The organism is Corallococcus praedator (assembly GCF_003612125.1).
In the GTDB taxonomy this organism is placed as follows: Bacteria; Myxococcota; Myxococcia; order Myxococcales; family Myxococcaceae; genus Corallococcus; species Corallococcus praedator.
Genome location: NZ_RAWI01000210.1, coordinates 1 through 16,278 on the forward strand (window position 1 = coordinate 1; position 16,278 = coordinate 16,278).

General features: G+C 69.2%; 17 protein-coding genes, 1 tRNA gene and 2 pseudogenes. 8 read left to right on the plus strand and 12 right to left on the minus strand.

All coding sequences use genetic code 11. The features are described from left to right. The first annotated feature begins 240 nt into the window (after positions 1 to 240). On the plus strand, positions 241 to 477 hold the full coding sequence (locus tag D7Y13_RS24525; protein ID WP_233595714.1) for a hypothetical protein: 237 nt from the start codon (positions 241 to 243) through the stop codon (positions 475 to 477). Between the two features lie 274 nt (positions 478 to 751). Beyond that, positions 752 to 1,201 (plus strand): NlpC/P60 family protein, encoded by a 450-nt coding sequence (locus tag D7Y13_RS24530; protein WP_233595713.1) that lies wholly within the window; start codon positions 752 to 754, stop codon positions 1,199 to 1,201. Between the two features lie 146 nt (positions 1,202 to 1,347). On the opposite strand, the gene D7Y13_RS24535 is transcribed toward D7Y13_RS24530, so the two are convergent. The 4 genes from D7Y13_RS24535 to D7Y13_RS24545 all read right to left on the minus strand — a co-directional run bounded on the left by D7Y13_RS24535 (position 1,348) and on the right by D7Y13_RS24545 (position 2,596). Further along, the gene (locus D7Y13_RS24535) at positions 1,348 to 1,716 is read right to left on the minus strand and encodes a DUSAM domain-containing protein (protein WP_120584523.1); all 369 of its coding nucleotides are present in this window, start codon (positions 1,714 to 1,716) and stop codon (positions 1,348 to 1,350) included. Between the two features lie 2 nt (positions 1,717 to 1,718). Then, positions 1,719 to 2,105, minus strand: coding sequence for a hypothetical protein (locus D7Y13_RS24540; RefSeq protein ID WP_233595712.1), 387 nt, complete (start codon positions 2,103 to 2,105; stop codon positions 1,719 to 1,721). A gap of 148 nt (positions 2,106 to 2,253) precedes the next feature. After that, complete coding sequence (locus D7Y13_RS48755; RefSeq protein WP_255424432.1) at positions 2,254 to 2,382, minus strand: hypothetical protein; 129 nt, start codon at positions 2,380 to 2,382, stop codon at positions 2,254 to 2,256. A gap of 140 nt (positions 2,383 to 2,522) precedes the next feature. After that, positions 2,523 to 2,596 (minus strand) — tRNA-Arg (locus tag D7Y13_RS24545). Between the two features lie 520 nt (positions 2,597 to 3,116). On the opposite strand from D7Y13_RS24545, the gene D7Y13_RS24550 reads away from it, so the two are divergent. The 6 genes and pseudogenes from D7Y13_RS24550 to D7Y13_RS24580 all read left to right on the plus strand — a co-directional run bounded on the left by D7Y13_RS24550 (position 3,117) and on the right by D7Y13_RS24580 (position 7,392). Next, positions 3,117 to 3,353, plus strand: coding sequence for a hypothetical protein (locus tag D7Y13_RS24550; RefSeq protein ID WP_120534084.1), 237 nt, complete (start codon positions 3,117 to 3,119; stop codon positions 3,351 to 3,353). 139 nt (positions 3,354 to 3,492) lie between these two features. Continuing rightward, positions 3,493 to 3,684 carry a hypothetical protein gene (locus tag D7Y13_RS24555; protein WP_120584522.1) on the plus strand — a complete coding sequence of 64 codons (192 nt, stop codon included), beginning with the start codon at positions 3,493 to 3,495 and terminating at the stop codon, positions 3,682 to 3,684. Then, the gene (locus D7Y13_RS24560; RefSeq protein ID WP_120534082.1) at positions 3,677 to 3,865 is read left to right on the plus strand and encodes a hypothetical protein; all 189 of its coding nucleotides are present in this window, start codon (positions 3,677 to 3,679) and stop codon (positions 3,863 to 3,865) included. Before D7Y13_RS24555 ends, D7Y13_RS24560 begins: the two co-directional genes overlap by 8 nt. Continuing rightward, positions 3,858 to 4,172 (plus strand): annotated as a pseudogene (locus D7Y13_RS49035) (DUF5131 family protein); the annotation flags it as partial. The gene D7Y13_RS24560 and the pseudogene D7Y13_RS49035, both read left to right, overlap by 8 nt. Continuing rightward, on the plus strand, positions 4,055 to 4,630 hold the full coding sequence (locus D7Y13_RS49040) for a transposase (RefSeq protein WP_369333599.1): 576 nt from the start codon (positions 4,055 to 4,057) through the stop codon (positions 4,628 to 4,630). The pseudogene D7Y13_RS49035 and the gene D7Y13_RS49040, both read left to right, overlap by 118 nt. 281 nt (positions 4,631 to 4,911) lie before the next feature. Beyond that, entirely contained in the window at positions 4,912 to 7,392 is a 2,481-nt protein-coding gene (locus tag D7Y13_RS24580) for a WD40 repeat domain-containing protein (RefSeq protein ID WP_120584519.1), read from the plus strand. Between the two features lie 56 nt (positions 7,393 to 7,448). Here the strand turns inward: D7Y13_RS24580 and D7Y13_RS24585 are convergent. From D7Y13_RS24585 to D7Y13_RS24620, 8 genes and pseudogenes are all read right to left on the minus strand, one after another. After that, positions 7,449 to 8,466, minus strand: a pseudogene (locus D7Y13_RS24585) (IS3 family transposase). A 78-nt stretch (positions 8,467 to 8,544) separates the two neighbouring features. After that, complete coding sequence (locus D7Y13_RS24590) at positions 8,545 to 10,674, minus strand: DUF4082 domain-containing protein (protein WP_233595711.1); 2,130 nt, start codon at positions 10,672 to 10,674, stop codon at positions 8,545 to 8,547. Between the two features lie 205 nt (positions 10,675 to 10,879). Continuing rightward, positions 10,880 to 11,893 (minus strand): hypothetical protein, encoded by a 1,014-nt coding sequence (locus D7Y13_RS24595; RefSeq protein WP_120584517.1) that lies wholly within the window; start codon positions 11,891 to 11,893, stop codon positions 10,880 to 10,882. Then, positions 11,890 to 13,404: an FAD-binding protein gene (locus tag D7Y13_RS24600; protein ID WP_120584516.1), complete on the minus strand. Its 1,515-nt coding sequence runs from the start codon at positions 13,402 to 13,404 to the stop codon at positions 11,890 to 11,892. Before D7Y13_RS24600 ends, D7Y13_RS24595 begins: the two co-directional genes overlap by 4 nt. A gap of 2 nt (positions 13,405 to 13,406) precedes the next feature. Beyond that, positions 13,407 to 13,766 (minus strand): hypothetical protein, encoded by a 360-nt coding sequence (locus D7Y13_RS45820; RefSeq protein ID WP_158620416.1) that lies wholly within the window; start codon positions 13,764 to 13,766, stop codon positions 13,407 to 13,409. Positions 13,767 to 13,865: 99 nt separating this feature from the next. Continuing rightward, positions 13,866 to 14,882: a DUF2071 domain-containing protein gene (locus tag D7Y13_RS24610; protein WP_120584515.1), complete on the minus strand. Its 1,017-nt coding sequence runs from the start codon at positions 14,880 to 14,882 to the stop codon at positions 13,866 to 13,868. Next, complete coding sequence (locus D7Y13_RS24615) at positions 14,879 to 15,493, minus strand: hypothetical protein (protein ID WP_147444374.1); 615 nt, start codon at positions 15,491 to 15,493, stop codon at positions 14,879 to 14,881. The genes D7Y13_RS24610 and D7Y13_RS24615 overlap by 4 nt, the downstream gene beginning before the upstream one ends. A 45-nt stretch (positions 15,494 to 15,538) precedes the next feature. Next, a partial coding sequence (locus D7Y13_RS24620; protein WP_147452486.1) for a DMT family transporter occupies positions 15,539 to 16,278 on the minus strand: 740 nt, incomplete at its 5' end.

The following is a 16,278-nucleotide window of genomic DNA, read 5'->3' on the forward strand; positions in this document are numbered from 1 at the left end:
GCCCCAGCCCCCGGAGCCCCCGGCTTCCAGACCTCCGGAATTGGCGGAGGCCACGCTCCGGCTCGGACGGCCGCTCTACCACGCGCTGGCGCAGGCATGGCCTGGAGTGCGCACGCTGCGGGATCGGCTGAGGCCCTGGCTCTGATGCGACCGGGTCACATCCGAATGGATGCGACGTGCGCAAGACGGCGAGGTAGTTGGTCGCCGTCTTGCCATAGCGGGCGGCGACGGCGCGACAGGGTGAACGCAAAGCCGCCGCCCTTTCTGTCCGGGCATGCCCCCGACAGCACCGAGTCCGCCGTCCTCATCCTGGCCGTGAGCCAGCTCCTCGTCCCGCTCCTCAACGGGCTGCTGTCGCGTCGGCAGTCGAAGCACGAGACCGTCGTGGACCAGATGCCCCTGCTGGGGGAGCGCACCACGCGCCAGCTCCAGCACGCCGCGAACGTGGTGGCCAAGGATTCGCAGCCCGACCGCTAAATCCTTTCGTTCGAGCGTTGGCTTGAGTCTTTGTGGCGCGGTGCCTACTGTCAGGGTTCCATCTCCCTGGATGCATCAAATTCGACTTGCACGGATTGTATCATGTCTGCCTTTGAAGGTTGTGTAACGACACCCCTGGCGAGCCGCGCTGCATCGGCGTCCATGAACGCTGCTGCCCAGAAGGCTACTGCTCCACGGGTTGCACGTAGCACCCCTCAACGGGCCGATGGGCACCCCTTCCCCGGGGAGCACCGCGTAGTCCCCGGAGCTCGTCGTGCCCATCACATCGCAGCGTGCCGCCTTCCTCTCCCGCGTCCTCTCCCTGATGCACTCCCCCTACCGCTGGGGCGCGAAGGGGGAGCGCGCGGCGAACGGCGCTCAGCTCTTCGACTGCTCCGGGCTGGTGACGTGGTGCCTGCACCAGGTGGGCGGGCCCGACTGGCGCAAGACGCACAACACGGACCGGCTGTGGGACGCGTGCAAGCCGGTGGCGAGCGTGGCGGACCTTCAGCCTCGGGACCTGGTGCTGTACGGCAAGGCGGGCGACTCGGACCACGTGATGGTGCACGTGGGCGCGGGCGTGGTGGTGGGCGCCTCCGGGGGCGGTAGTCGCACGCTCACCCTGGAGGACGCGGCGCGCACGGACGCGAAGGTGAAGGCCTTCACCCGCGTCGAGTACCGGCCGGACGTCCTGGGCTTCCGGCGCCTGGCTTTCGTCTCCTGAAGGGCGAGTACGTGGAGTACTCCGCCGCCACCGGCACGCGGCATCTGGAGTGCGCGAGTGCGGAGCAGGGCAAGCGTCCCAACCTCACGCGCGGGCCGCTTCCGGAAGCAGTGGCGGGTGCTGCGCGCGGTGCGGATGACCGGCCGTCAGTCCAGGTCCTCCAGCGCCAGCTCCGCCTGCTCGCGGTAGAGCGGCACCACTTCCACCGCGAGCAGATCCTCCAGAAGCTTCCGCGCTCCGGAAGTGTCTCCTGCACGCGCCAGGTCTCGCGCCCTCCTCTCCGTGAGCGACAACCGTATGGAGCCGTCTCGGATGCGAGCCCGGGCTTCACGCAACAGAGCGGTGGCGGCACCTACTTCCCTCACGGCCGTCTGTGCGTTGGGTGTTGGTATCCCCACCTCGCGAGCTGTGCGCAGCAGCAGCTCTTGCACCTCCGAAGTGAGCGTCAACGTCTCGCCCGCCTCCACCCGAGCCGCCAGCGCTCTCACCGGATCCCAGTCAATGTCCTCGGACATGCTCACGCGCCTCCTTTCCGGCGGCACTTGTCGCGCGGCCACTCACCCTTCTGTCCTTCGCAGCTCCGGAAGCAGTCGTAGCAGGAGCCTGTCCAGTGGTCCTCCTTGCACGTCACGTAGGTTTCGATGCAGTTGCGCTTCCACTCCGGCAAGTCCGGCTTGGCCAACTCCATGGCCGCCATGGCGGCGAAGAGAATTTCCTCCGCCTCCAGCTTCGTGGCACCGCAGCGCTCCGGTGCGAGTGGGTGCGTCTTCACGCAGCAGCTCACCGTGGAGTCCTTGGGCGTGCACGGCGCCTGGGCGTGCGCTGTGCCGCCAGGGCCTGCAGCCGCCAAGGCGAGCACGAGGACCACCCGCATGCCACACGAGGGAATGTTCCAGATTTTCATGCATGGCGGTCTATCCGGCTCTATGGGGGCCGACGCATCCCCCTTGAGAGGGAGGCCCGGGACCGCATGTGCAGGCCGGTCCCAAGGGCGACTCCTACGCGATGAAGGCGGGGAACTCGTCGCCCGGCTTCGGCACCAGACCTTCCAGCTAGACGCGTCCGACGGCCACGCCCTGGTTCGCGAAATTCACCTGTGCGTTGCAGAACGCCTCGTAGGTGTAGTGCCCGCTGCCAGTGGCCGAGTCGTCCACGCACCAGCCCTCGGGCGTGCGGTGCAAGGTGAGGGTAAACGTGTCCGGGAGGCGGCCGGGGACGAAACCCCGCCTGAACTCGCCCTGGACTCACCGCTCGTGCTGGCTCGTGGGCTCCCTCGCCCCCGGCCCGCTGATTTCCTCAGTCGGACCGGGGGGTTGGAGAGCGACCCCGACAGGAATCGAACCTGTGGCCTGCGGTTTAGGAAACCGCCGCTCTATCCAACTGAGCTACGGGGTCAATCCAGCGCAACCCCTTTATATCAGGGCAGAATCCCGTCGCAACGACGGTGATTCGGTGGGGGTGGGTCACCGGCCTGGGAGTCCGGTGGGAGTTCCGGGCCCGTCGGACCGGCCCATGTCATCCGGCAGTCACTGAGCATCATGACGAGGGGCTCCGGGCGAGCAGAGCGCGATGCGGCGAAGGCCGCCGCCTCCGCCGCCGTGGACGGCTTGGAGCGGCTCGCTAGCTGCCTCCACATGCAGGCCGGACATGGCCCCCATCCCTGGACGCACTGCACCGCGTGCCTGGATGCCATGAGGGCGAGCCCTCAGTCGCGCTGCCGCGGCCTTGTGGCGCGTGGCGCGACGGCTCCTCCCTGCCAAGTCGTAGCAGGACCTGCAGCCCCTACCGCCCGCAGCGTCAACCCCCGCCCATCTCGCCGTTGGCGCACTCCACCGCGCTGCCGGCACCGCACACCCGTAGCCCCGAACCCATTCATTCCGGCCGCACCTCCGGGTGCGACCAGGAGAAGCACGTCATGTCATCCAACCGCAAAGCGGTGACACCCAAGCAGTCCCGTCTTCCCGACAACTTCACGTTGCACTTCCAGCGCGTCCCCGGTGGATGGGGCGTTTCCGGATCCTCGACGGGGAAGGGGAGCTACGCGTACGAGGCGTTCTGCTGGCTGCCAACGCAGGCGGTCGCCGCGAAGAACCCTTCGTCCACCGCGCCGGACGCCAAGGCTCAGCGCGGCAAGAAGGGCGGTGGCCGATGAGCCCCGCCTTCGACGTGGGCTCGTGCTCCGAGAAGGGGCTGCGGGACTACCAGCAGGACGCCGTCGGGCATCACGTGGGCAGCGGGGGGCTGGTGGCCGCCGTCGCAGACGGCGTGGGCTCGCAAAGGCGCGCTGCGCGGTGTGCTGGGCGCCGCGCTCGCGGCGCGAAGTCCTCAACGAGCTGCAGGACCGGCCCGTCGCCACCTGCAAGGACAAGCTCTGCTGGCGCCTCTGGCGGAAGGCGCTGAAGCGGGAGTGGTCCCTCCACGAGCGCGCGAAGGCCGCGCTGGTGGACGCGTTCTCGGGCGGAGAGGGGGCGTGCCATGCGTGACGTCCTTCGCGCCCTTGGCGTCCTCTGCGCCACCGCGCTGCTCCGCGTGGCGACCCCGCTCCTGAAGCTGCTGGAGCGCCACCAACCACGCCCCACGTCCACCAGCACCACCGGCCGGCCCGCGCTGCGCGTCCTGCCCGGCGGCCTCTCCACGAAGCACGAGGTGCAGCGCCATGGGTGACACGAGCATCGAGTGGACGGACGTTGTGTGGAACCCAACTCGCGGCTGCTCCCGCGTCTCTCCCGGTTGCGGTGGCGGCACCTCCGGCAACCGCAAGGGTGGCTGCTACGCGGAGCGCATGGCCATCCGGCTCGCCGGCCCTGGCCAGCCCTACGAGGGCCTGGTGAAGAGCACCCCGGCCGGCCCGCGATGGACGGGCAAGGTGGTGCTCGACGCGGAGATGCTGGCCGAGCCGCTCCGCTGGCGGAAGCCCCGGCGCGTCTTCGTCAACAGCATGAGCGACCTCTTCCACGAGTCGCTCCATGCGAAGGACATCGCGCTGGTGTTCGCGGCGATGGCGCTCGCGCGACGGCATACCTTCCAGGTCCAAGAGTCCGGCGTTTGCCGAAGCCCTCCAGGATATCGCCGAGGTACCCGGAGGCGAACACCATTCACCTGGTGCTGGACAACCTCAGTACCCACAGCCGCCATGCGTTGGAGGTGCGGTACGGGGTACGTGCAGGACGTCGGCTCTGGCTTCGATTCACTCTACACTACACGCCCGTCCACGGCAGTTGGCTCAATCAGGCGGAGGTAGAGATTTCCCTGCTCTCCCGTCAGTGTTTGGGGAAGCGGCGCATCCCCACGCTCGACAAGCTCCGCTGCGAAACGCAGGCATGGCAGAAGTGGGCCAACCGCCACCGGATCCGGATTCGCTGGCGATTCACCGTGCCGAAGGCCCGAGCGAAGTTCCATTACCAACCCACAGACTTCACCCGGTCATAGGACTAGGGCCTGTCCCCTGCCTGTCGTGTCTGCCGCGACTGTAGTCCCGAGGCAGTGAGCGCTCGGAGCCCGGTTGACGTGGCTCCGAGCGTCACGCATTGGAGACACATGTCCGATACTTTTTTTGCAGGTCCAGCAGGGCCTCGGCTCGCTTGAGGCGCACCTGGGCCCGGGCCAACTCCTTCACCAGCTCTGCGACGCGCCGGGCACTCGCCCATTGAAACCGGCGGAGGGTCGCCGCGAGAATGCGTCCCCCCCGCACCTCGCGGCGAAGGCCCCCCATGCCCCAAGACCTCGCATCCCTCACAGAGCTCTCCACCCTCGAAGCCCTCATCGACGCCGAAGGGGTGGACGGGCTGCTCGCCGCGCTCGACGACGCGCTCGCCCGGACGCCGGCGGACACGCGCGTGCTGCACGAGGACGGCCCCACCGTGGGGCCTCGGACGCTCGGCGTGCTGCGCAAGGCCGTCACCCTCGACGCGGACTTCCTGCGCGAGCACCCCGAGGCAATCTTCCAGTGCCTCTACAACCGGCTGCGCTGGTACGACGCGCCAGACGCCGCGCGGCACTTCTCCGTCACGGGCCAGGGCCCCTGGGACGACCCGGAGGCGCACCTCCACCAGCTCGCGGCTTGGTGGCGACGGCAGCGCGAGTCCTCCGGCGGTGCGCCCTGGGTGGAGTCCCTCCTGCCGCTGCGTGGCGCGCTGGAGGGTGCCGACGTGTACCTCTGGCACGAGTCCCAGGTGTTGTGCGCGGCCTTCGATGCGACGGGGACGCGGCTCGCCACCGGCTCGTACTCCGACGGCTCGCACGCCGACGGTAACAACGTCCACGTCTGGGACGTGGCGACGGGCAAGCAACTCCGGGTGATGGAGGGCCACGAGATGGAGGTGCGCGGGATTTCGTGGAGCCCGGATGGCAAGCAACTGGCCTCGGGCTCCAGGGCGCATGAAGCGCGCGTCTGGGACGTGGAGACGGGAGAGCACCTGCACTTGTTCCGCCGTCAGGAGGGACAGGTGACGTCGGTGGCCTTCAGCCCGGATGGCACGCTGCTGGCGGTGGCCAACCTCGGCTGGCTCATCCACCTGTATGACCTGGACACGGGTGAGAAGGTCCGCACGCTCAAGGGGCACCAGCAGTCCGTGTTGAGCGTGGCGTTCCATCCCTCGGGGCGCTGGCTCGTGTCGGGCGCGTCGGACGACACGGTGCGCGTGTGGGAAGTGGCCACGGGCGAGCAGGTGGCGCGGTTGGATGCGCAGCGCTCCGTGAGCACCGTGGCCTTCAGTCCGGACGGCGAGTGGCTCGCGTGGGCGGACCTCGATGACGTCGGCGTGGCGGAGACGAAGACCTGGCAGCGGGTGCGCGGCATCCAGGGGGGCTCGCGCTACTCCCACGTGCAGTGGCTGGGGACCTCGCGGCTGGGCCTCTTGGGGTACGACCGGCTGGAGGTGCTGGACGTGAAGGACGGCGCCTCGGTGTGGTCGCGTCCCTATTCCTCGGACGGGCACGAGCGCGGCGCGGCCTTCTCGCCGGACCTGAAGCACTTCGCGCTGACGGCCGTCGATGGCGGTGTGCTGCTGAGCCAGCTCGATGCGCCCACTCCCCCCAGGCTCCTCTCCGAGCAGCACCGCGTGAAGCACCTGTGGGGACGGGCCGAGGGAGCCCTGGCCGTCGCGATGCGGATGGATGGCATGCTCGTTATCGATGCCCAGGGCCACGTACGCGAGCCACCGCCCGAGGCCAATGCATCCAACCTGCATGCCTGGCGCTTCAGCGGGAACGACGCGCTGGCCGCCTATCCCGTCACGAGCTACCTGGAGGACGGGTGGCGACGGGGCATCCAGTTGTTCGACCTGGCACGCCTCGCACCGACGATGGAGCTGACCGGGAAGCCGCTGGAGGGGCGGGATGCGTCCAGGAAGATGACGATGAAGCAGGTCATGACCTTCTCCCCGGACACGACGCTGCTCGCGGGGACGTTCGAGCTGGGCGTGGTGCGAGTGTGGCGCGTGGCCGACGGCCAGTTGCTCCACACACTCAAGGGCCCCGAGGCCCCTGTCACGATGGTGGAGTTCACCCCGGACGGCGCCTGCGTCGTGTCGGGCCATGAAGAGCCCTCCCGGCTCCAGGTGCACGACGTGAAGACGGGCCGGCTTGTGCTCGACACGCAGGCCTTGATGAAGCCCGCAGTGGCGTACACGGCGGCCGCGCGCGTGCCGCGCATCGCGGTGGGACGGGCCTCGGGTGAGCTCGAGCTCTTCGACCTGACCTCGGGTTTCCGGCGCGTGCTCCAGGTCTCCGAAGAGCCGGTCATCGCCGCGAGGCTCTCCGAGGATGGCCTGCGGGTGGCCGTGTGCACACTGGACGACCGGGTGCGCCTGTATGAAGCGGACACGGGGCGGCTCATGTACGAGGTACAGCACCCCGCGCTGCCGTTCCTGGTGGCCATGGAAGGGGACGTGCTCGTCACCCGCTCGGATGACCAGAAGACGCGCTTCTTCGACCTCGCCACGGGGGCGCCGAGAGAGGTGCTCGATGGTAACGCGGAGCCCGATGAGGTGACGCGCCGCGCGTACTGGGAGGTGCTCAGCGACGAGCCCGTCGCGTTCCATCGCCGGATGGACACCACGCCCCTGGCGCGCTTCCACGACTCGCTGGAGGAGACGATCATCCTGCGTGACGGGCTCGTCGTGGCGCGCGGACTCACCGTCCCGGACTTCCTCTACGTGCTGAAGCTCCACGACGCCTCGGGCGGAGCCTGAGGCCCGGAGTCACTGGCAGCCCAGATGAGCTTTCCCGGGGTCGGTGGACAGGTGGGTTAAGCAGCCAGCAGCACCTGTGAGGCAGCCTTCTCGAACTCGACGGGGCTGACGTAGCCGAGCGAGGAGTGCCGCCGCCCTACGGATGGACGGCCGGGCGATGACATGGGAGGGCGTCCAGCTCGGGCAGCCCGTCGACGATTCTTCGCACCCATCGCAACTCCTCAGCTTCGAGTGTTGCGACGACCCGTTGAATCCACCTTGGCTGCCGCGATCCGAAGGGTGCAGCAACCCGGCGGGGGGACAGCGACCCTTCAACGCCATGTCGAGGGCCGAGAGCACCAGGTGTCGGTCAATGCAGTGGTCCATGGCCCAGCCGATGATGCGCCGACTGAAGAGGTCCAGCACGACCGCCAGGTACACCCAGCCCTCGCGCGTGGGCACGTACGTGATGTCCGTCACCCAGGCCTGGTTGGATTTGGGCGGATTGAAGTCGCGAGCCAGTACGTTGGGTGCCACCGGCAGGCCGTGCTTGGAGTCCGTGGTGTGCACGAAGCGCCTGCGCCGGCGAGCCCGCAACCCGGCCTCGCGCATCAGCCGGGCCACGCGGTGCCGGCCCACGTGCTGGCCCTGCGCTTTCAGCTCAGCGCGCACGCGGGGGCTGCCATAGGTGCGGCGGCTGTCCTGGTGCACCCGCCGGATTTGCTCCGCCAGCGCGGCGTTGGCCTTCTGGCGTGCGGACGCCTCCCGCCCCTCCCAGGCGTAGTAGCCCGCCCGGGACACCTCCAGCACACGGCACAGCAGGGCCACCGGGTAGTGCGCCTTCTCCTCCTGGATGGCCGCGAACCTCACGTGCTCTCCCTGGCGAAGAAGGCCGCCGAATACTTCACGCTCCATCCGCAGCTGGTGTACCTCGCGGCGCAGCTGGGTCAGCTCTTCCTTCTCGCCCCTCGTCAGCACCCCGGGCGGTCCCTGGCCCGCATCGGCGCGCGCCTGCCTCACCCAGGTTTCCAATGCGCTGCGCGTCAGGTCCAGGTCCTTGGCCACCTGCGCCCGGGACTTGCCCTCCTCCAACACCTGCTTTGCGCCTGCCCCCGGTGCGGAGGCAGGCGCAGGGGAGGCGCCCGGACACGGCGCGCCCCCGCCGTCACGGACTCACGGCAGCGGCGTCAGCTCGATGTTGTCGAAGTTCGTGTCCCAGCCGTTCGACGTCGCCAGGGTGACGTACGAGCAGGTGCCCTGCCAGTTCGTCACGACGTGGGTCACCTGACCCGGCGTCAGGGTGAAGATGCGCGTGGGCTGGTTGAAGCAGCTCAGGGTCAGCGTCGCGCCCGTGTCCCAGGTGAAGGCGTCGAGCCCGACGATGTTCCGCTCCCCATAGATGCTGAGCTCGCCCTGGTTCACACCCCCGCCGTTGAACGAGACGCTCTTCGTCGTGAACCCGCCCCAAGGCGACGCGAGGTACCACTTGTTCTGCACGAAGTAGAACGGGCCGTGGGGACCGGTGATGGCCTCATCCGCACCGTCGAAGGTATCGAACGTGACCAGGTTCGACGCGGGGCCCACGGGGATCGTCACGGTGCTGGTGTTGTTGCCCGGAACGTTGTCCGTCTCCGACGCCGTGACGGTCGCCTGGAACTGGAACGTCCCGGCGAGCGAGGGCACCAGCGTCATGCGAACGACCGCGTCCTGTCCGGCCGGCAGGCTCGTGATGTCGCAGTGCATGGTGTTGCTGGTCCAGTAGCCGCACGTGCCCACCGACGCCGTCGGCGTGAAGGCGAACGGCGCGAGCCCGGCCGGAACGGGAACGTCGAGCGAGAGGTTGGTGGCCGCCCGCGTGCCGTGGTTCGTCACGGTGATGTCATAGGAGAGCGCCTCGCCCCGGACGCCCGACCCGGCGGGGAAGTCGTGCTGCACGGACAGGTCGACCGGAGACGCGTCGCCCGTGGCGGGCACGAAGGCGATGTCCACCCAGAAGTTGGTGTTCAGCCACGCGTCCGACGGGAAGCCGCTGCCATTCAGACGGCGCACCCCGTTGCCACCCGCCGCGACCGCGGACGGCGCATGCAGGGGCGGCATGTCCACGCCCGCGTTGCTGAAGTAGTTGGTCGAAATGGCATAGCGACCGGCGGTCGCGAAGTACGACACGACATAGGTCGTGTTCGCGGCAAGGGCCACCGGCGTCGGGAACGTCAGCTCCCTCCATCCGAAGCTGGTCTCCCCGGGCGCCTGCGTGGTCGTGCCCAGCAGCGTGCCCGTGGCGCTCCACAGGTGACCCACGTGCGGCCCGATGTCGCCGCTGGCCTTGTAGTAGCGCACCTTCGTCACCGTGCCCGCCACGTCGGTGTGGAACTTCAGGCCCACCTCGGTCGGCGTGGCGTCCGCGTTCTCGAACTGAGGGTCGCCCGTCACCACGTTCCACAGGCTGCACGGGTTGCAGACGCTGCTCGCGAGCGTGGTGGCGGTGACGGTGGCGGACGCGGGGCCCACGTTGCCGGCGGCGTCACGGCCCCGCACGGTGTACTGGTACGCGGTGGCGGGCGTCAGGCCGGTGTCGCGGTAGCTCGTGGTGGTGCCGGGCAACTCCGCGAGCAGCAGGCTGCCCCGGTACACCAGGTGCGCACGCGCGTTGCCCTGCATCTCGCCATTGCCATCCACGGAGGCGTACCAGGTCAGGTCGATGGCGGTGGACGAGTTGGGCGACGCGACCACGTTGGTGGGGGCCGTCGGTGGCGTGGTGTCGTTGGGCTGGAACGCCACGTCCACCCAGTAGTTGGTGGCCTGGAAGGTGTCGGTGGGAAAGCCGCTGGCGCCATAGCGATAGAGGCCGTTGCCGCCCCCCGTCACGCTCGCGGGCGCATGGAGCGGCGGCGCATCCAGCGCGGACGCGAAGCCGTTGCTCGTCGCGGCGTAGTGCCCCGCGGGCGCGTGGTAGGACACGACGTAGTTCGTGTCCGCCGTGATGTTGACCGGCGTGGTGAAGCGCACCTCCTGCCAGCCCGACGCCGTCTCACCCTGGAATGTCGCGGTGGCCAGCAGCGTCCCTGACGCCGACCAGAGGCTGCCGGTGTGCGTGCCCGTGTTGCCCGCGCCTTTGTAGAAACGCACGCCCTTGATTTGCCCGGGCGCGTCGCTGCGGAAGCGCAGCCCCAGCTCCACCGCGGCGCTGTCATTCGCGGCCGCCACGGCCGGCACCGCGGAGGCGCTGAAGAGGGCGCGCTCGCCCGTCAGCAGCGGCTGCTCGGCCTGCTCGGTGCGCGGTGCTTCCGGGGCGGAAGGATCCACGGCGCCGCAGCCTGACTGCACCCCCGTGAAACCCATCAACAACGTCGTGATCCAAATGGATGAACGGCTCAGCACGTCGAACTCCCTGTGGTTGAAGACTGGCGGTGGGATCTCACACTGCCGGCTTGGGAGTCGAGTATTCCAGGAAGAACGGACAGTTCCAGGATCGTCCAAAAGGCAGACGCAGGCTCGGGGTTTCAAAAAGCTACGGGCACTGTGCGAAGTATCCGCGCAGCTGCACCTGGGCCCGGAGCAACCGGGTGTCCGGGCCGGGCACCGTGGCGAGCGCGGCGATGACGCTCGTGCAGCCGGGCAGCTTCAGGTCGATGGCCACCGCGGGGTGCAGGCGATCATCCGTGGTGTCAAAGACAAGCTCGGCGCGGAAGTCAGCGAGGGTTGTCTTGCGTTGCACGCCCGCCCCGGCACGCAGGGCCCGCTCGGAGTTCCACACATCCAGCCCCTGCACCGTCGCGAGCACATCGAAGCGCGGGCCGAGCGCGGACTGGCCGGTCACCCAGAACGTGTGCCGGGTGTCCGTGAGGCCGTCCGCGGAGAGCACGTCTCCCTCCACGCGAGCGGAGACGCCCCAGCCGCCGGAGATCTGGATGTCGCCCCGGGCCCGCATCGTCCGCAGGGCCTCGGCGAAGAGCGTGGAGATGTCCACGCCGCGCTCCGAGACGTCTTCCTCCGCGTCCCCGGGCGGGGACACGCCGTGGCTCGCCAGGGCGTCCGCCACCTTCTCGGGCAGGGGCGAGTTGAGCACGGGATCATGAGGGTCGTGGACCGTCGTCCGGAGGCCGAAGCCCACGCGCCACGCGTCCGCCACCGTGGCGTCGGGAACCACCGCGGCCGACAGCGTCGTCTTGGTCAGCACCCGCATGAGCCGGCCGGCCACCGAGTTGGAGCGATACCGGGAGAGGCTCCGGACGCCACCTCCGAAGAGGAAGTAGGGCGCGACGTCCAGGGCGAGGCCCGGGCGGAGCGTCTCCGAGGTCCGTGAGGCGACCAGCGTGGCCATGAGGGGCTTGGGCGCCGCGCCGAGCAGCACGTGCGTGGGCGTCTCATCCAGGGCCACGAGGGCCGCGGACTCCGGGACGTCCACGTCGAGCACGAAGCGGTAGAGGTTGATGTTGTCCTGCGCGAGCCCTGGCCCCGGGCCGAGGAGCATCCCCACGCCCGTCAGCAGCGCGAGCCCCCGCCGGAGGCCCGGCGCGCTCACGCGAGGCCCAGGGTGCGCAGGTAGTCGTTGGCGAAGGCCGCCCGCAGCGCGGGGCTGGTGAGCAGGGCCTCTCGTGCCTTGATCCACGCAGCGATGCGCTCCGGGCCATACATGCTCCGCACGCGCGCCGCGTCCAGGTCGTTGATCTTCCCCCAGTGCAGTGTGTAGGGCACCTGCTGCTCGGTGAGCCGTTGCCAGACCTTCTGGCAGTACGTCTTCGTGCGCGCCGACCCGGCCCCGTCGATGTCGAGCACGCACGTCAAGGGCCCGTGGTGGGTGAACGCCATCGTGGCCTTGGACGGCAGGACGTAGCGCAGCGCCAGCAGCCCGGGGAAGGGGTACTCCCGGTTGATGGCCATGGCGTGCTCCACGGTCTTGCGCACCTGGCCGAGGGGCATTCCCAGCGCGCTGCCAAAGGCCCTTCCCCGGGTGGTCGTGTCGGTGAACATCTCTCCTGGGAGCCCACAGACGTTCGAGAACTCCCCATAGAAGCGGTCCAAGAGCTTCGCGAGGACGGGAATGGTCAGCTCCGAGACCATGTCGGTCAGGACGCCGACGATCTCCAGGCCGCTGTCGCCTTGTGTCAGCTTGCTGCCAGGGCTGGGAGGCTTCGAGCCCGGAGGGCACTGGGCATGTTTGTACATCACCGTCACGTAGGCATCGCGCTCCAGGTCGTTGGGATTGATGACGACCTGGAAGTGATACGGCGTCTGCCCCGGGGGGCCCGGGAGCTGGACACCGGAGAAGTCGAGCTGGTCCATCGCGCGCCAGAGGCCCTCGGTCAGGGGCATCCGCCGGCGGTACGCCTGGAGGTAGTAGAGGTCCTCGACGACGAGGAGGACGCCATGCACGATGCCGAAGCTGCCCAGGCTCACGAGCGCGGCGTTGAACAGGGTGTCATCCCGGATGAGCTCCGCGCCAAGCTTCTGGGGGATGTCATCGTTGATGGTGGGGGAACTGGCGCGCTCCAGCCACACGTGCCGCTCCGGTGAGACCACGAGGTGGAGGCCGGCCACGAAGTCCTGCATGGCCCCGAAGGTCAGGGAGGAGCCGTGCGTACCCGTCCCAATGGCGCCGGCGATGGTCTGCCCGTTGCTGGCCCCGGAGGTCGGCAGCGCCTTTCCCATCTTCTCCATCAGGAAGTGGTTCAGCTCCGCGACGGAGTTGCCGCACTGGACGAAGAGGAGGTTGTCCCGCGAGCCCGCGTAGGACGGGTGGGCGCGAGGGGTTGGGAAGAGGTAGTTCAGCGGCTTGGTGTTGACCAGGATTCCACTGGTCGCGGGCGCGCGGGAGAAGGACCAGCCGGCTCCCAGCGCGCGGATCTCCAGGCCATCCCGGAGCGCCTGGGCAATCAGCCCCTGCAGGCCCCGGGTGGTATCGGCATAGCCCTCCGTCGAGGACTCGGAGGCATTGGCATTCCATACATCCAACAGCAGCTCCAGCTTCTGGCTGTAGCTCTCGTGCCAGTTCTGCCATTGCTTCAGGTCGCTCTGGTGGATGATGGGAGGCATGGCTAGTTCGCCTCGACCGGCGTGGAGGTGAGGGACCCCAGCTCACCCGGAGACGGCTGGGCCTTGGCGCAGCGCCACTTCACTTGCTGCGGCATCGCGATGCCCAGCGTCACGACGCTGATGAGCGCGAAGCCCAGGTTGGTGCTCTGGGTCACCTCCGCGAGCGCCTGGCCCTGACAGTTGTCGACCCGTGGCCTCTCCTGGACGAGCCCCCAGGCCAGCGACCAGAGGACCTCGCCCTCGGGCTCCGTCGCCGGGGCCCCCGCATGGCCGGGCGCCTGGACGCGATAGTGGGCACAGGCCGACGCCAGTGTCAGACACAGCACCGTGGCCAGCCGCCACGAACCGAACATGGATTGCATGCCCCCCCACTTTCAGGACGGAGGGTAGACCACCACCTGGGAGCCTCAATCGCTCGCGCGGGAGGTGGGAGTGATGGGATCTGGATGGGGCGAAACGGCTCAGCGTGCGTATCGCTCGCGGCGCAGCGGGCGCCACTGGTAGGCGCACTCGTTGAGGTGCAGCACCGAGTCGAGCCGCGCTCCCGGGGCGAGGGGGCCCTCCTGGAGGTATTCGCAATACCACTGCACCGGGGTGGCGAACCGTGCGTTCCAGGGCGCACGGTCGATGGTCAGCACATAGACGAACCCGTCGGCCACGCCGAACGCGTCGTAGCACTCGACCAGCGGCTCATGGAGCGCGTCCAGGTCCGTCCACACGCTGCCCTCGGGAGGCTGCGTCCGGGCCTTCGTATCGAAGACGCCCACCAGCTTCCCCCCGGGGAAGGCGGGCTCCGGGTCCACCCCCACCGTGAGCAGGTCGCCCTCGCGCGCCATCACCATCCGGGCTTCGCCAAACTCATGGAACTTGAATTCCTTGAGCGCGTTTCCCACGCCGCGCATCACGGGGTCGCTCGTCTCGCTGCGCACGAAGTAGCCACCGCGTCGCCAGTCGCCGTTCGCGTTGCGGTAGCGCACCGCGGCCCGGTAGCTCACCTGGTAGAAGCAGACGCCCATGAGTGGCATCAGGCCTCGCGGTCGCATGTCTCGCAGCGAGGACATCAGCACCTGCACCCAGGCCGTGCCGTGGAAGACCTCCGGCTCCAGGGGCGCGGGCAGCAGGCGCGCGAGGCGGTCCGGGTCCACCGCGTAGTTGATGGAGACGGCTTCCACCCAGTGCGTCTGCACCTGCGTGAGCCAGGGCACGGAAGGACACTCCTCCATGCCGTCGGAGCTTGGACTGGGGTCCTGGGCCCGTTCGAGCGCGGCGTGCGCTTCCCGCAGCGCCTCGTGTCCGGAGGGCGTCAGCACCCACGCCCCTCGCGAGGCCTGCGCCCATCCCGACGCGACGAGCTTCCGCAGCAGCGCGGCGGGCTCCGCGACGCCGGCGTCCTCCAGGCGTGCCGTCAGCGCCCGCTCCGTGAGCCCGAGCGGTTCCAGGGCCAGCGCCACCAGGGCCGCGAGTGTCTCCGGGCTCATACCAGCCGGGGCCCTGCGTCCCCCGAGGCCAGTCGTCGGCTCCGGGCGCGGTGGAGCGCGAGCCCCGAGCTGAACTGGACGAGGAACCAGAGCCCGCCCAGCACTCCGAACGCGTGGGACTCCAGGCGCGCCATCCCCAGGGCGACCAGCGAGAAGAGCAGGGCCATCCCGTACCAGACGCGGCCCATCAGCGCGCCCATGGACGCGAAGGACATGGCGAACAGGACGCACGCCACCGCGGGCACGAAGAGCCGGTCCAACCCGAGCAGCAGGTTGAGCAGCGCCACCAGCACCAGCCCCCCGATGAAGGTGGTCCAGATGGCCCAGATCTGCCGTTCGATGAACGAGCGCACCCCGGCCGTCTGGCCGCGCTTCATCGCGAAGATGCTGACGAAGTTGAGGAGCAGCAGCACGCCCCAGAGCAGCACGAAGGGCCCCGGGCCGCGATGGCCCGCTTCCCAGAGCCAGTCCGTGGCCAGGAAGCCCCCTCCGTTGGTGAAGGCGTGGATCATCCAGATGGCGCCCCAGTTCTGGAGCGCGGTGTCGTCGCGGGCCTGCGCGACGACCCGGCGCATGAGTTCAAGGGCCTGGGTGGCTTCGGTGCGATTCATCGCCCGGGAGGCTACTGCTTTTGCGCGACGCGCACCCGGCCCACCTCAGCTTCGGGTCGGCTTCAGCTTCCGGCGCAGCCAGGCCTCGCCGCTCACCAGCCCGATGCCCGCCAGCACCAGCGTCGCACCCCAGACGAAGCCCAGCGTCAGCGGCTCCTTGAGGATGAGCACGCCCAGCGACACGCCGAACAGCGGCGTCATGAAGGAGAACACGGCCAGGTTGGACGCGAGGTAGCGGCGCAGCAGCCAGAACCAGGCGAGGTAGCTGGCGAAGGACACGCCGATGCCCTGGAACAGCACGCTGCCCACCGCCAGGGGCGTCAGGTTGACGCGCGTCGCCTGACCCGTGGCGAACGCCACGCCCAGCAGCAGCACGAAACAGAGGGCCAGTTGGTAGAACAGCGTCAGGCTTGGCGGCGCTTCGGAGAGGCGCGAGCCGCGCACCACCACCGTCGTGAGGCCCCATGCGAGGCCCGCGCCCACCGCGAGCGCATCGCCCAGCAACATGCGCGCGTCGAAGTGCGTGTGCGTCGCCCCTCCGGCGAACGCCACGGCGATGCCGCCGAAGCACACGGCGATGCCCAGCCACTGCAGCGGCCGCAGCTTTTCACCGGGCAGCAGCAGGTGCAGTCCGAGCGCGGAGAAGACGGGCGCGGTGTAGAGGAACACCGCGACGTGGCCCGCGCTGGTGTACGTGAGGGCCAGCGCGATGAGCAGGAATTCCGCGCTGAAGAGCAGGCCTGCGAGCAGTCCTCCTTGCAGGGTCCCCTGACGCAGGCCCTCCC

Coding starts and splice junctions, on each gene's coding strand:
- D7Y13_RS24535 (WP_120584523.1), bottom strand. CDS start 1,716: ATGTCCGAGGACATTGACTGGGATCCGGTGAGAGCGCTGGCGGCTCGG.
- D7Y13_RS24540 (WP_233595712.1), bottom strand. CDS start 2,105: ATGAAAATCTGGAACATTCCCTCGTGTGGCATGCGGGTGGTCCTCGTG.
- D7Y13_RS24550 (WP_120534084.1), top strand. CDS start 3,117: ATGTCATCCAACCGCAAAGCGGTGACACCCAAGCAGTCCCGTCTTCCC.
- D7Y13_RS24560 (WP_120534082.1), top strand. CDS start 3,677: ATGCGTGACGTCCTTCGCGCCCTTGGCGTCCTCTGCGCCACCGCGCTG.
- D7Y13_RS49040 (WP_369333599.1), top strand. CDS start 4,055: ATGGACGGGCAAGGTGGTGCTCGACGCGGAGATGCTGGCCGAGCCGCT.
- D7Y13_RS24580 (WP_120584519.1), top strand. CDS start 4,912: ATGCCCCAAGACCTCGCATCCCTCACAGAGCTCTCCACCCTCGAAGCC.
- D7Y13_RS24600 (WP_120584516.1), bottom strand. CDS start 13,404: ATGCCTCCCATCATCCACCAGAGCGACCTGAAGCAATGGCAGAACTGG.
- D7Y13_RS45820 (WP_158620416.1), bottom strand. CDS start 13,766: ATGCAATCCATGTTCGGTTCGTGGCGGCTGGCCACGGTGCTGTGTCTG.
- D7Y13_RS24610 (WP_120584515.1), bottom strand. CDS start 14,882: ATGAGCCCGGAGACACTCGCGGCCCTGGTGGCGCTGGCCCTGGAACCG.
- D7Y13_RS24615 (WP_147444374.1), bottom strand. CDS start 15,493: ATGAATCGCACCGAAGCCACCCAGGCCCTTGAACTCATGCGCCGGGTC.